The sequence below is a fragment of the Streptomyces sp. NBC_00582 genome (assembly GCF_036345155.1).
Taxonomy (GTDB): Bacteria; Actinomycetota; Actinomycetes; order Streptomycetales; family Streptomycetaceae; genus Streptomyces.
The window spans coordinates 9,901,669-9,915,273 of record NZ_CP107772.1 but is presented as its reverse complement, the minus strand read 5'-3'; the positions used below and the strand labels follow the sequence as shown (position 1 = coordinate 9,915,273).

At 68.9% G+C, this 13,605-nt stretch carries 14 protein-coding genes; 6 read left to right on the top strand and 8 right to left on the bottom strand.

Annotation, left to right across the window (positions count from 1 at the left end; genetic code table 11):
* Positions 1 to 16: 16 nt before the first annotated feature.
* Positions 17 to 571: an isocitrate/isopropylmalate family dehydrogenase gene (locus OG852_RS44960; RefSeq protein WP_330350929.1), complete on the bottom strand. Its 555-nt coding sequence runs from the start codon at positions 569 to 571 to the stop codon at positions 17 to 19.
* A 49-nt stretch (positions 572 to 620) separates the two neighbouring features.
* Between OG852_RS44960 and OG852_RS44955 the strand changes: the two genes are divergently transcribed.
* Entirely contained in the window at positions 621 to 815 is a 195-nt protein-coding gene (locus OG852_RS44955; RefSeq protein ID WP_330350928.1) for a hypothetical protein, read from the top strand.
* Positions 816 to 975: 160 nt separating this feature from the next.
* Here OG852_RS44955 and OG852_RS44950 read toward each other — a convergent pair whose 3' ends face one another.
* Positions 976 to 1,668, bottom strand: coding sequence for a TetR/AcrR family transcriptional regulator (locus OG852_RS44950; protein ID WP_330350927.1), 693 nt, complete (start codon positions 1,666 to 1,668; stop codon positions 976 to 978).
* Positions 1,669 to 1,810: 142 nt separating this feature from the next.
* Here OG852_RS44950 and OG852_RS44945 point away from each other — a divergent pair, with 142 nt between their 5' ends.
* On the top strand, positions 1,811 to 2,485 hold the full coding sequence (locus OG852_RS44945) for an SDR family NAD(P)-dependent oxidoreductase (RefSeq protein ID WP_330350926.1): 675 nt from the start codon (positions 1,811 to 1,813) through the stop codon (positions 2,483 to 2,485).
* A gap of 543 nt (positions 2,486 to 3,028) precedes the next feature.
* On the opposite strand, the gene OG852_RS44940 is transcribed toward OG852_RS44945, so the two are convergent.
* A complete protein-coding gene (locus OG852_RS44940; RefSeq protein WP_330350925.1) occupies positions 3,029 to 4,072 on the bottom strand; it encodes a LacI family DNA-binding transcriptional regulator in 1,044 nt (347 codons plus the stop codon).
* Positions 4,073 to 4,447: 375 nt separating this feature from the next.
* Here OG852_RS44940 and OG852_RS44935 point away from each other — a divergent pair, with 375 nt between their 5' ends.
* From OG852_RS44935 to OG852_RS44920, 4 genes are read left to right on the top strand one after another with little or no spacing between them, the layout of a single operon-like run.
* The gene (locus OG852_RS44935; RefSeq protein WP_330350924.1) at positions 4,448 to 5,761 is read left to right on the top strand and encodes an ABC transporter substrate-binding protein; all 1,314 of its coding nucleotides are present in this window, start codon (positions 4,448 to 4,450) and stop codon (positions 5,759 to 5,761) included.
* A gap of 20 nt (positions 5,762 to 5,781) precedes the next feature.
* On the top strand, positions 5,782 to 6,759 hold the full coding sequence (locus OG852_RS44930; RefSeq protein WP_330350923.1) for a carbohydrate ABC transporter permease: 978 nt from the start codon (positions 5,782 to 5,784) through the stop codon (positions 6,757 to 6,759).
* Positions 6,756 to 7,643 carry a carbohydrate ABC transporter permease gene (locus tag OG852_RS44925; protein WP_330349543.1) on the top strand — a complete coding sequence of 296 codons (888 nt, stop codon included), beginning with the start codon at positions 6,756 to 6,758 and terminating at the stop codon, positions 7,641 to 7,643. The genes OG852_RS44930 and OG852_RS44925 overlap by 4 nt, the downstream gene beginning before the upstream one ends.
* A gap of 44 nt (positions 7,644 to 7,687) precedes the next feature.
* Positions 7,688 to 9,703, top strand: a complete 2,016-nt coding sequence (locus OG852_RS44920; protein WP_330350922.1) for a beta-galactosidase — start codon at positions 7,688 to 7,690, stop codon at positions 9,701 to 9,703.
* Between the two features lie 319 nt (positions 9,704 to 10,022).
* Here OG852_RS44920 and OG852_RS44915 read toward each other — a convergent pair whose 3' ends face one another.
* From OG852_RS44915 to OG852_RS44895, 5 genes are all read right to left on the bottom strand, one after another.
* Positions 10,023 to 10,391 carry a DUF805 domain-containing protein gene (locus OG852_RS44915; protein ID WP_133914440.1) on the bottom strand — a complete coding sequence of 123 codons (369 nt, stop codon included), beginning with the start codon at positions 10,389 to 10,391 and terminating at the stop codon, positions 10,023 to 10,025.
* Between the two features lie 37 nt (positions 10,392 to 10,428).
* Positions 10,429 to 10,800 carry a DoxX family protein gene (locus OG852_RS44910; RefSeq protein ID WP_330350921.1) on the bottom strand — a complete coding sequence of 124 codons (372 nt, stop codon included), beginning with the start codon at positions 10,798 to 10,800 and terminating at the stop codon, positions 10,429 to 10,431.
* A 73-nt stretch (positions 10,801 to 10,873) separates the two neighbouring features.
* Positions 10,874 to 11,059 (bottom strand): hypothetical protein, encoded by a 186-nt coding sequence (locus tag OG852_RS44905; protein WP_330350920.1) that lies wholly within the window; start codon positions 11,057 to 11,059, stop codon positions 10,874 to 10,876.
* Positions 11,060 to 11,069: 10 nt separating this feature from the next.
* Entirely contained in the window at positions 11,070 to 11,972 is a 903-nt protein-coding gene (locus OG852_RS44900; RefSeq protein ID WP_330350919.1) for an NADP-dependent oxidoreductase, read from the bottom strand.
* Positions 11,973 to 12,374: 402 nt separating this feature from the next.
* Positions 12,375 to 13,514, bottom strand: a complete 1,140-nt coding sequence (locus tag OG852_RS44895; RefSeq protein ID WP_330350918.1) for an ABC transporter substrate-binding protein — start codon at positions 13,512 to 13,514, stop codon at positions 12,375 to 12,377.
* Positions 13,515 to 13,605 lie beyond the last annotated feature (91 nt).

The following is a 13,605-nucleotide window of genomic DNA, read 5'->3' as shown; positions in this document are numbered from 1 at the left end:
GATCGATCGGGGCCGCTCAGGCCTCGAGGGCGTCGATCAGGGCCTTGGTCACGTCCTCCGTCGTGGATGTGCCGCCGACGTCGCGAGTGAGGACACCCGCCGCGGTCGTGGCCTCGATCGCCTTGTTCAGGCGGGCGGCCTGCTCCGGCAGGCCGAAGTGCTCCAGCATCAGCGCGGCACTGCCGACCGCACCGATGGGGTTGGCCAGTCCCTGCCCCGCGATGTCGGAGGCGGAGCCGTGCACGGGCTCGAACATGCTGGGGAAGCGGCGTTCGGGGTTGAGGTTGGCGCTGGCGGCCAGGCCCAGGCTGCCGGCGAGGGCGCTGCCGAGGTCGGAGAGGATGTCGGCGTTGAGATCGGAGGCCACGACGACCGAGAGGTCCTCGGGGTGCAGGACGAACTTCGCGGACATCGCGTCCACCAGGACGCTCTCGGTCTCCACGTCGGGGTAGTCGGCGGCGACGCGCTTGAAGACGTCGTCCCACAGGACCATGCCGTACTGCTGGGCGTTGACGACTTCGGTCAGGCGTCCGACGGCTGCGACGATCGGCTCGCCGGTGTGTCCGACCATCTTGATCGCGATGCCTGTTCGGCACGATCCCCGTCAGGAACTCCCACCAGTGCTGGTGCTCTCCCTGAGACAGGTATTGGGTGGCGTCGCCGGACGTCTTGAGGGTCGCCGGGTCGGCATGCACACCGTCGCCGAGGCGGAAGACGTTGACCGCGACCAGACCGGTCAGCAGGGCGACCAGCGTGCCGGCCCTGATCGCGCGCCACCGAGCCCGATCGGTGTGCGCCAGCTTGCGCCACAGTGAACCGGGCGGTACGTCAGGGGTCCACGACCAAAAATCGATGCCCCGTATAGGCCAGGCCTATCGATACCGGCGCGGTGGACAGCCTCCACTGGGAGCGCGGGAGCGGTGGCGCCCGACGCTCCCTGTCAGGAGAAGCGAGCCGCGTTCGGGGACGACGCCGTCAGCCGTCCGACTCCGGCGCCGCGACGCCCGACGGACCGGGACGCAGCATGGCCCGGTAGAGGGCCTCGTGCTCGGGTGAGGCGGGCAGCGGGCCGCGGGCCGGGGCCTGGAAGGACTGGATCAGCAGGGCGACGACGCGTCGCCATGCGTCGGGTGCGGCGCTACCGGTGGCGCTGACGACGCCGGCGTTGGCCATGTGTACCAGCACCAGGTCCGAAGGGTCGAAGTCCTCACGCAGGCGGCCGGTCGCCTTGGCGCGGCCGATGAGCTCGAGCATGCCTTCGTACGCTTCGTTGCGACGGTGCTCCAGGGCCTTGGCGGCGGGGAACGTGGTGGTCAGCACGTCGGCGAAGCCGTAGTCGGCGGCCTGCATCGCGCAGACGGTCTCGACGTAGCCGACGAAGCCGTGCCAGGGGTCGGGGGCTTCGAGGGCGGTGGTGACCGCGTCGGCGTAGGCGGTCATGCGGTCGATGAAGACGGCGTCGACCAACTCCGCCTTGGCGGGGAAGCGCCGGAACATGGTGGCGATCCCCACCCCTGCCTCGCGGGCCACGGAAGCCATGGAGGCGTTGAGGCCGTCCCGTGCGAAGACCGTCCGCGCGGCCGCGATGATCCGTTCCCGGTTGCGCTCGGCGTCACTGCGCAAGGGTTGAGCGGCAGAGGCGTCGGGACGCTGGTCACCAGGGGTCATGGCAGCCAGTCTAGCAATCGGATTGCCCTATCCAGTTTCGGTGGTACGGTTGTCCCATCGAAGCGGATAGCCCTATCCGGATCATGAATCGGATAGGCCTTTCCATATAGTCCACCTCCTCGACCCTACAAAAAGGATCACCGTGACCAGCATCGCCATCATCGGAGCCGGCCCCCAGCTCGGCCTGGCCATCGCTCGTACCTTCGGCTCCCAGGGCTTCGATGTCGCCCTGATCTCCCGCAGTCGCCAGAAGCTCGACACCCTCGTGGGCAAACTCGCCGCGGAGGGCATCGACGCCACCGCCTTCCCCGCCGACGTCCTCGACCATGACGCCCTCGGCAAGGCGCTCCAGGACGCCGCCGTGAAGTTCGGCGGCATCGACGTCCTGGAGTACTCCCCCGTCGGCGGGCTCAGCACCGTGATGACCACTCCCACCCAGACCGAACCGGCCCATGTCCAGCATGAGATCGAGTTCCAGCTCTACGGCGCCATCACCGCCACCCAGGCGGTACTGCCCGCGATGCGGGAGGCCGGTTCGGGCACCCTGCTCTACACCACCGGCGCGGGCTCCATCGACCCGGTACCGCAGGTCGGCAACGTCAACGCCGCCGCCGCGGCGCTCCGCAACTGGGTGATCAACCTGCACAAGGAACTGGACGGCACCGGGATCCAGGCCGCCCACGTCGGCATCGACGTCTCGATCGGCACCCCGGCCGTTCCCGGTTTCCCGACGGCCCAGCCCGAGGAGATCTCCCCCGTCTACTGGGATCTGCACACCACCAAGCGCGACCAGGCCGAACTCGTCTTCAGCCTCTAGCGCAGCCGGCCGTGCCCTGCTGCGTCGATTCGGGGCGCGCCGCCGCAGTGGTCGACCGCGGCGGCGCGCTCCGGCAGCCCGGAACGCAGGCTGCCGTCCGCGACGGACTGCCGTCCTACGAGCCGGACATCGCGATCCGTACCCGCGATGTCACCGTCCCCGGGCCCGGGGGCGCCCGCCCGACGCCACGGCCTGCCGTACGTCCACGGTGGCGGGTTCATCATGGACGTCCGGAACATGGACAGCTCGGAGAGCGGGCGTCAGTACACGCCCGCTCTCCGCGTACGGCGCCGCCGCTCAGTTGATGCGGACGATCTTCCAGAGCTGGTCCTCGACGTTGCCGGACAGGAACGGCCGAGACGAGGGGTGACGCCGGTCGGCATGGCCGTGCCGGGCAGCTGCTCCGCCTCACGCCGACGCGACGAGGGCGTCGGACAGTCGTCAAGGTGAGACGGTCGTCGGGCTGCGCAGATCGACGCTCCGGCGGGCGGCTTGCGCCTGCGGCGGCCGGAGGCAGACCATTCGGGTGGTGCGAGGTGCCGCCTAACCCTGGTGGGACGGCGGAGGTGCGGTCGAGCCTCGGACGACGAGATCGACCGGTGGCTCGCTCGCGGCGGGCGGCTCGGTGTCCGGCTCTTCGATGGTGTGCACCAGCAGCCGAATTCCTTCCCGCGCCGCGGCGTCGAAAGGCTGACGCACGGTGGTCAGGGGTGGACTGACATAGGCGAAGACGGGGTTGCCGTCGAAACCGATGACGCTGATGTCCTCGGGCACCCGTCGGCCGGCCTCCCGCAGGGCGTGGATCAGACCGATGGCCATCTCGTCGCCCGCCGCGAACACCGCCGTCACCGAGCTGTCCGCGGCCAGCGCACGGCCCGCCGCGTAGCCGGATTCGGGTGACCAGTCCCCCTGGATCACGGGCGGTTCCGGCGCCCCTCTTGCCGCCAACGCCGCCCGCCAGCCGTCGATACGGTCCGTGGACGCGTACCAGCGGCGGGGACCGGCGAGATGGTGGACGGTCGGGTGCCCCAGATCCAGCAGATGATCAGTGGCCGCCCGTGCCAGCGCATGGGCGCCGACGCCCACCGTCAAGGTCCTCGCCGAGGGGAAGGACGCCGGTGCGCCCAGGAACAGCACCGGTACGTCGATGCGGACGGAGACCTCTCCCTCCACGACGGGCTCGGAGACGACGATCCCGTCAACTCCCTGTTCCAGCAACGACATCACCGCGCCGGCGATGCCTTCGGGGGCCCCGTCCGGCGTATTGACCACGCGCAACGCGTACCCGGCGTCGCGCACGGCCGTCTCGATGCCCACCAGGAGCATGGCGGTGCCGTACCCGGCCGTCCCCAGGGCGACGACACCGATGGATCGGTTCCGCCCGGAGGCCAGTGCCCTGGCCGCATGGTTCAGCCGGTATCCGAGTTTCTCGGCGGCACCGAGGACGCGTTGCCGGACCTCGTCGGACACATACGGCTCGCCGTTGAGGACACGCGACACCGTCTTGCGTGAAACGCCTGCCGCGAGGGCCACGTCCGCGCTGCGCGGTGCCGGAGAACCCGCGCCGCGCCCTGCCACTGGTGTCATGAGAACTCCTGTCGGCCGTATGCCTGCCGCCCGCCGCCTCCGCCTACGGTACTCGCTTCGGGCGAGGTCAGCTGTATGACCGCGCGGTCACTGACCGCGCGGTCATATCTAGTCAGCCGGACGGCCGCACGTCAAGGGCGGACGCAGCATTTCTTCCACTCCCAGCTCATCAACAGCGCAAGAGACGATCAGCCCGATGTGTTCGCCGGAGGGCCTTGACAGCGAGTCCCCAGAAGATTCACTCTTCGACGCGTCGATCTATCGGATCTGTCCGATCACGTTCGTTTCTGGTCGCATCGCCGACCGCTTCCCGTCATGCCCTCCCCTTACGCCAAAGCGCCATACCGGGGCCATGACAGCCTCCCAGGAGCCGAAATGCACCTTTCATCCCACGGTCAGCCCCTGCCTGGTTCCAGCCGCCGCGCCGTGCTGCGCGGTCTCGGTGGGGCCGCTCTGCTCGGCGCCGCCATACCGCTGCTGTCCGCCTGTGGAGGCGGCAGCGGCAGCTCCTCCGACCCGAAGACGGTCAGCCTCGGCTCCAACGCGTCGGACGCGGTGCCGAAGAAGGCGTTCGCCGACGTCTACGCGGCCTTCAAGAAGCAGTCCGGGATCGCGGTCGACGTGAACACCAAGGACCACAACACGTTCCAGGAGCAGATCAACACCTACCTCCAGGGCACCCCGGACGACGTGTTCAACTGGTTCGCCGGCTACCGCATGCAGTTCTTCGCGGCCAAGGGGCTCGCCTCGCCGATCGACGACGTGTGGGCGAAGATCGGCGGCAACTTCCCCGACGCGATGAAGAAGCTCAGCAAGGGCGCGGACGGCAAGTACTACCTCGTGCCGATCACGACGTACCCCTGGGCGGTCTTCTACCGCAAGAGCGTCTTCCAGCAGCACGGCTACGAAGTTCCAGCCACCTGGGACCAGTTGGTGGTGCTCTGCAAGCGAATGAAGAAGGACGGCCTCGTCCCGATCGCGTTCGGCGACAAGGACGCCTGGCCGGCGATGGGCACCTTCGACCAGATCAACTTCCGGCTCAACGGCTACGACTTCCACGTCGAGCTGATGGCGGGCAGGGCCTCCTGGACCGACGCGAAGGTCAGGGACGTCTTCGACCAGTGGGCCGAGCTGCTGCCGTACCACCAGGAGGGCTCGCTGGGCCGTACCTGGCAGGACGCCGCCCAGACGCTGGTGTCGAAGAAGGCCGGCATGTACCTCCTCGGTACCTTCGTCGCCCAGCAGTTCACCGACAAGGCGGACCTGGACGACCTCGACTTCTTCGCCTTCCCGGAGATCAACTCGGAGTTCGGCCAGGACACCGTCGAGGCCCCCACCGACGGCTTCATGGTCAGCAAGAATCCGAAGAACCACGACGGCGCGGTGAAGCTGCTGGAGTTCCTGGGCACCCCGGAGGCCGAGCAGATCTACCTCAAGGCCGATCCGAGCTTGGTGGCCGCCTCCTCCAAGGCCGACACCTCCTCGTACACCGCCCTGCAGAAGAAGGCCTTCGAGATGATCTCGGGCGCGAAGAGCCTGACGCAGTTCATGGACCGCGACAGCCGCCCCGACTTCACCTCCACGGTCATGCAGCCCGCGCTGCAGAAGTTCGTCCGCGACCCGAAGGGGATCGACAGCCTGCTCACCTCGATCGAGCGGCAGAAGAAGACGATCTTCGCGTCCTCGTAGTCGGGAGTCCTGCCAGCATCATGACCATCGACGTCACGAAGACCCGCGAGGCGGCCACGGTGCCGCCTCCGGGCAACGCATCCCCCAAGAAGCGGGTTCCGCAGGGCCACCGCCGTCTGCTGACCCGCCGCGACCGGCTCACCCTCGGCCTCATGGCCGGGGTGCCGACGATCCTGCACGTGACCCTCGTCTGGGTCACCGCCCTCGCCTCCATCGCCCTGGCCTTCACCACCTGGGACGGCATCGGCTTCGACTCCATCAAGTGGGTGGGGCTGGACAACTTCAAGGAGCTGTTCACCAACAACCCGCAGTTCTGGCCCGCCGTCCAGCACAACGTCATCTGGTTCGTCGTGCTGATCCTGATCCCGACCCCGCTCGGGCTCTTCCTCGCGGTCCAGCTCGACAAGAACATCCGCTTCAGCCGCGTCTACCAGACCGCCTACTTCCTCCCGGTCGTGGTCTCCCTCGCGGTCACCGGATTCGTCTGGCAGCTCGTCTACAACCCCGACACCGGCCTGATCAACAGCATCATCGGCGCCAACAAACCCGGCCACTACATCGACTGGATCGGCGACCCGCACCTCAACCTGTGGGCCATCCTCGTCGCCGCCTGCTGGCGCCACACCGGCTACATGATGATCCTCTACCTGGCCGGCCTCAAGGGCGTCGACCCCTCCCTGCGCGAGGCCTCCTCCCTGGACGGCGCCAACGAGTGGCAGACGTTCAAGAACGTCGTCTTCCCCACCCTGCGCCCCACCAACACCGTCGTCCTGGTCGTCACGATCATCGAGGCACTGCGCGCCTTCGACCTCGTCTTCGTCTTCAACAAGGGCGCCCAGGGCACCGAACTGCTCTCGATCCTGGTCACCAACAACATCATCGGCGAGTCCAGCCGCATCGGATACGGCTCAGCCATCGCCGTCGTCCTGCTGGTCATCTCCCTCGCCGTGATCATCCCGTATCTGATCTCCACCTTCCGCAAGGAGCGGAGCGCATGAGCACCCCCGCCCTGCCCCTGAAGCAGCGCACCCCCGTGCGCCCCGCCCGGATCCTGCTGCACACCTTCCTCATCGTCACGTCCCTGGCCTGGCTCGCGCCGCTGCTGTGGGCACTGTTCGCGGCGCTGCGGCCGTACTCCGAGACCAGCGAGAAGGGCTACGTCTCCTGGCCCGACAAACTGAGCCTGGACAACTTCACCAACGCCTTCACCCAGTCCGACATGACGCACTACTTCGGGAACACGCTGCTCATCGCGGTCCCCGCGGTGCTGCTGACCCTGTTCCTGTCGTCCTGCGTGGCGTTCTACGTCAGCCGCTTCGACTTCCGGGTCAACCTCTTCCTGCTCCTGGTCTTCACCGCGGGCAACCTCCTGCCGCAGCAGGTCATCATCACCCCCCTGTACCGGCTCTACCTGCTCGTGGACCTGCCCGGCATCACCATGAGCGGCAAGCTGTACGACTCCGCACTCGGCCTGGTCCTCATCCACGTCGCCTTCCAGTCCGGCTTCTGCGCCTTCGTGCTCAGCAACTACATGCGCTCCCTGCCCCACGAGCTCACCGAGGCCGCCCTCGTCGACGGCGCCTCCGTATGGCGCCTGTACTGGCAGATCGTGCTCCCGCTGTGCAAACCGGCCATGGCCGCCCTCGCCACCCTGCTGTCCATCTGGATCTACAACGACTTCTTCTGGGCGATCGTGCTGATCTCCACCGGTGAGAACATGCCGATCACCTCGGCCCTGAACAACCTCTCCGGCCAGTACTTCACCGACCCCAACCTGGTCGCCGCAGGCGCCCTGCTCACCGCGATCCCCACCCTGATCGTGTACTTCGCGCTCCAGCGGCAGTTCGTCAGCGGACTGACCCTCGGCGCCAACAAGGGCTGACCCCCCATCAAGCCACCTGTCTCTGCTATCTCGGAGCACCACCAGTGAGTACTCAACGCCGCCTTCGCATCCCCGGTATCGCCTACGGGGGTGACTACAACCCCGAGCAGTGGCCCGAGGAGGTATGGGCCGAGGACATGCGCCTGATGCGCGAGGCCGGGGTGAACATGGTCAGCGTCGGCATCTTCTCCTGGGCGCTCCTCGAGCCGTCCGAGGGTGTGTACGACTTCTCCCGTATGGACCGGATCCTCGACCTCCTCCACGAGAACGGCATCGACGCAGATCTGGCCACCCCCACAGCCGCCCCGCCGGCCTGGTTCTTCGAGGCCCACCCGGAGGCACTGCCGGTCGACCAGGACGGGCGCCGACTGTCGTACGGCAGTCGCCAGACGTTCTGCCCGTCGAGCCCCGCCTACCGCCGAACGGCACTGCGGATCGCCGAAGCCCTCGCCGAGCGGTACGCCACCCACCCGGCCGTCGCCATGTGGCACGTCCACAACGAGTACGGCTGCCACAACGACGCCTGCTACTGCGACACCAGCGCCGCAGCCTTCCGCACCTGGCTGCGAGCCCGCTACGACGACGATCTGGACGCCCTCAACCGCGCCTGGGGCACCACCTTCTGGAGCCAGTGGTACTCCTCGTGGGACCAGATCCTGCCGCCCCGCGCCACCACGGCTCCCCCGAACCCCACCCACCGACTCGACTGGCGTCGATTCTGCTCCGACGAACTCCTCTCCCTGTGCACGGCCGAACGCGAGGTACTGCGCCGGGCCGCTCCGGACACACCCGCGACCACCAACTTCCTGGTCCTGCGCACCATCGACGCCCTCGACTACTGGCGTTGGGCACCGGAGTTGGACATCCTCTCCAACGACCACTACCTGATGTCCGACGACCCGGAAGCCGAGATCGACATCGCGCTCAACGGCGACCTCATGCGGTCACTCGCGGGTGGACCGTGGTTCCTCATGGAGCACTCGCCCGGTGCCGTCAACTGGCAACCGGTCAACCGGGCCAAGCGGCTTGGAGAGATGCGGCGCAACGCTCTGGCCCACGTGGCCCATGGCGCCGACGGCATCGCGTTCTTCCAGTGGCGGGCGGCGAAGGCCGGCGCCGAGCAGTGGCACTCGGCGATGCTCCCGCACGCCGGAACGGACAGCCAGATCTGGCGGGACGTCGTCCAACTCGGCTCGGATCTGCGGGCGTTGGCCGAGGTACGGGACTCCACGGTCGTGGCGCAGGTGGCGATCGTGTGGGACTGGGACGCGCGGTGGGCACTGGAACTGCCCTCCCAGCCCAGCGGCGAGCTGCGCTACCAGGACCTGGTAAGGGACTGGTACACCCCCCTGTGGCGGGCCGGAGTCTCCGTCGACTTCGTACGCCCCGACGACCCCCGACTCGACCGCTACAAACTCGTTCTGGCACCGTCGCTGTACCTGGTGAGCGAGGCGGCCGCGGCGAACCTCACACGGTTCGCCGAGAACGGAGGCACCCTGGCCGTCGGCTTCCACAGCGGCATGGTCGACGAGAACGCCCACGTGTACCTGGGGGGCTACCCCGGCGCGTTCCGCGAGGTGCTCGGAGTGATCACCGACGAGCTCTTCCCCCTGCTGCCGGGAGAGACGACCGGCCTGACCGGCGACGTCCCTGTCGGCGCCACCGCCGATCTTTGGTCCGAACGCATTCAGCTCACGGGCGCGCAGGCCGTCGCCCTCTACGCCGACGGCCCCCTGTCGGGCCATCCCGCCGTCACCCGCCACCGGCACGGCGACGGCATCGCCTGGTATGTGGCCACCCACCCCGACCAGGACACACTCGCCGCCCTGCTCCACCGCATCCGCCAGGACGCCGACGTCACACCGGAACACGAGGCGCCCGCCGGGATCGAGGTCGTCAGACGCCGCGGCCCGGTGGCCGACTACCTGTTCCTCGTCGACCACACCGGGAAGGGCGCGGAAGCACCCGCCGAAGGCGTCGAACTCCTCACCGGCAGGCCGGTCTCCGGCACCGTCAGCGTCCCACCGGGAGGCGTCGCCGTCATCCGCGAGCCCCACTGACCATGACGCAGGTCCCGGACGCCGATGTCCGGGCCAGTGCTGATCCGGATCGAGCGCGGCGGTCGACACCGGCATCCACCGAAGAGCCCGGTCCGCGGGACCCGGCCCGCACCCTGGCGCAGGCTCTGCCCTCGGTGGTGAGCGGGCCGACGAGACGGTGTGGTGAAGTGTCGAGGCCGAGCTGCCGTGGTGTGCCCCGTCGGGGTGGGTCCGGTGCGCCGATGTCCGGGTCGGCCTCCGCCTGGACCGGAAACCGGCAAGGTCCGCTCGCACGCCGAGCCGACGGGGTGGCGGCGAGCCCGTCATGTGCGCGACCGGTTCAGACGACAGGGTGCGCGACGATCTTGGGAGAGGGGCCGTACTGGTTGGTGCCCGGGGTGCTGTCGAGTGCCATGCCGACGAGATAGATGATCGGGCCGACGACCGGGATCAGGGCGATGAACATCCTCCGGCCCGACTTGCCGGTGTCGTGCAACCGGCGGACCGAGACGGTGAGCATGGGCACGATGAACGGAAGCAGGAGAAGATTCAGCAGCGGGACCTCGATCGCGAGGCTGGTCCCGGCGATCACAACGGTGGCGATCACGTACAGCACCGAGAACCACCAGTACTCCGCGCGCCGGGCGCGACCGGAGAACGTGGCGTACTTGGCGGTGAGGCACGTGCGTACCGCGTCGGTGAACGACATGCTGGTCACAGCGGATCCTTTCGCTCGCGGAGGGGGATCAGAAGCCGTAGGGGCCGAAGCGGCCCCAGGCCACCAGGGCGGCCAGGATCAGCAGGACGGCGTTGAAGGCGATCGCGCCGGGTTCCTTGCGGCGGGCGTGGGTGATCGCGGCCAGCACCATCACCACGGCCAGACCGGTCGCGGCCAGCGGGGTCAGCACGGGGGCGATGCCGGTGGCCGCGGGCAGGATCAAGCCGAGCGCGGCGGCGAATTCCACGATGCCGATGAGGCGGATGGTGCCTTGGGAGAAGTCGGCCGTCCAGGGCAGCCGGCCGACCAGCTTCTCCTTGGGCTGGCTGGTTTTCATGACGCCCGCCATGGCGAACATGGCGGCCAGCACGGCCTGGGCTATCCACAAGAAGACGTTCATATACGGGTTCCTTGGCAGAGGGGGCCGGGGTGGGGAGGGAGCGGTGGTCCCGGGAGCGGGGTGGGCGGGCCGGTCAGGCGGTGAAGACGGCCTCGGAGCGGTCGCGCAGGTCGTGCAGGTCCCAGTACAGGGGGGCGATCTCGTCGGGCGTGGCCGTCGGGAAGCCCTCCGGGCCGCCTCCGCCGATCCGGACGTTGATCGCCACGTGCGCGGCGTGAACGCCGGTGCCGGTCAGTTCCTGCTGAACTCTCTCCGTCACTAATGGGATCTCAGGAGCAGGCGACGGCGATCTTGCCGGGGGTGCCGGAGGTGAAGGCGGTGAACGCCTCCGTGGCCCGCTCAAGGGGGTAGGTCGCGGTGACCGGCACGCGCAGCGACCCGGACGCGGCCTGCTCGGCCAGGGCGGTCAGGGTCGACGCGTTCGGATCGGCCATGATCGGGTGGACGGTGACGTCCGGGTCCTTCACGGCGTCCTGGGTCAGACCGGCGGGTGAGGCGATCCGACCGCCCGGTCGCAGCAGGCCGGCGAGCTCTGCGCCGTCGCCCGCCAGGTGCAGCACCGCGTCCACACCGTCCGGGGCGATCGCGTGGACCTGAGCCCGAAGGTCGCCGGTGAAGTCGACCACGTGGACGTCGGCCTCGGTGTCGGTCAGGCCGGTGACGAAGTCGGTCTGCGCGCCGGGGCGAGCGGTGGCGATCACCCTCGCACCGCGGGCCACGGCGAGTTGCACGGCCAGCGACCCCACCCCACCGCCGGCACCGGAGATCAGCACCGTCTCGCCCTCGGCCAGTGCCACGGCGTCGAGACTGTCCACCGCGGTCGCCCCGGCCACGCCCAGCGCACCGGCGTCCACCACCGCGAGACCGGCGGGGATGCGGATGACGCCGTGTCCGGCGGGCACGGTGACGTACTCGGCCAGCGATCCGCCGCCCAGGAACGGCTTCATCACCACGCCGAACACCGCGTCGCCGACCTCGAAGCCGTCCACGCCCTCGCCGAGTGCCTCGACGGTGCCCGCGAAGTCCTTGCCGAGCACCAGCGGGAACCGGTGCTCCATGATCCCCTGCAGGTAGCCGGCGGTGGTGGCGACGTCGATCCCGTTCAACGAGGTGGCGGCCACCTTCACCAGCAGTTCTCCGGCCTCGGGGTCGGGGGTCTCCACGTCGCTCACGGCTGGATTCGCCGGAACCGAGTCCACCATAACCGCGCGCATGACATCACCTCTCCATAAGTGGACCGGCCTTCCCGGTTCCATCGGCGCCGAGCGTACAGCAGAAATGGCCCGCCCGTTCCACTTGACTGGGGTGGGTGCGCGTTCTCCGCGCTGCCGACCGGCCGCCGCGCCGGCGTCATCGCCGACGACGGCGATGACGCTCCTGGCACCTGGCGCCCTCTCGTCGCTCCCCGACGATGGGCAGCGCGTCGGTGCCGGGCCGCGGCGCGGCTCAGAGAGCGATGCGGGTCGGCCGCGCCGTGGTCGTCGCGACGGGACGTGCCGGAGCAACCCGTACCCGTCCGGGCAGGCAGCCCTCAGTCGAACGTACGGCCTGCCCGGCTCCGACAGGAGTCCTGATCAGGCGCCCGGGTGCAGTCCGAGCCAGCCCGGCGACGGCTCTCCCCTGACCTCTCCGAAGTAGAGAGCGAACGTCTGCTTCCAGCGCTCGACCGCGGCGCGGTCGGCCATGAAGCGGAGGAATCCGTCGAGGTTGCCGTTCGGGTACTGCCAGACGGGCTTGAGGCCCGTCGGCGGAACGACGTCCGTACGGACCGACCAGCCGTTGGTGGCGGCCTGCTGCTCCCCGGTGGACAGACGCCAGTTGAGGTAGAGCTTGGCGGCAGTGGGGTTCTTGGCCTGCTTCAGGATCGCGGCCCGCTGTCCCCAGGACATGAAGGGCGTAGCCCCGTCGGGGAGCACCCACTTGACGGGCCCGGAAGCCAGGGGCGCGCCGGAGCCGCCGACGCCGATGGCCTTCTGTCCACTGGTGACGGCCTCCCTGGGGGTGTAGCTGCCACGGGCGAACTGCAGGTCCTGGGCGGCCAGTCGCGCCAGCCAGTCCCAGCCGTACTTCCGCACGTAGAGCGTGTAGAGGTACAGGACCGCGTCGTCGTCGTGCGGATAGGAGGAGGCGATCCTTCCCTTCCACTTGGCGTCGATGAGGTCGAGCGGGCTCGTGGGCACGTCCGAACCGACCGCCGCCGGGCCGTACATGAAGCTGAACGCGCTCACCTGCACGGCGACCCAGCCGCCATGCGGGTCCTTGAAGGGGGCGTACACCTTGGAGAATCCGGCCGGCTTGTAGGCGAGCAGACGCCCCTGCTCGTTCCACCGCACGAAGTCATGGACCGTCTGCAGCTGTACGACGTCGGGCACGAGGGTGTCCGTGGCGAACTGGTTGTCCACCCGGACGTCGTGGTACTTGCTGTAGTCGACGACAACCGTCAGATCGATCCCGGGGAAACGGCTCTTGAAGCCGCTGCGAAGACCGTCGGCCTGCGTCGAGACGTCACCGCCCGCGTATATCACGAGCTTTCCGCCCTCCGCGAGGGCAGCCTGGTAGAGCTCGTCGAGCGTGCGGGTCTCCTCGCCGCCCACCGACTCCGGGGCGTTGGCGGACGCCGCGGCAGGAGAGGCTGTGGCGGCGGCCGCGCCTAAGCCGAGCGCGGCACCCGCGCCGGTGACGAGCAGACGGCGTCGGCTGGGAAGGCTGGTCATGTGGAAAACCTTTCTGACGGGAAACGGAACCGGTGCGGCGGCGCCCGCGTGCGGCGCCGTACCGACAGCGCATAGCGCGGCCCAGGACGGC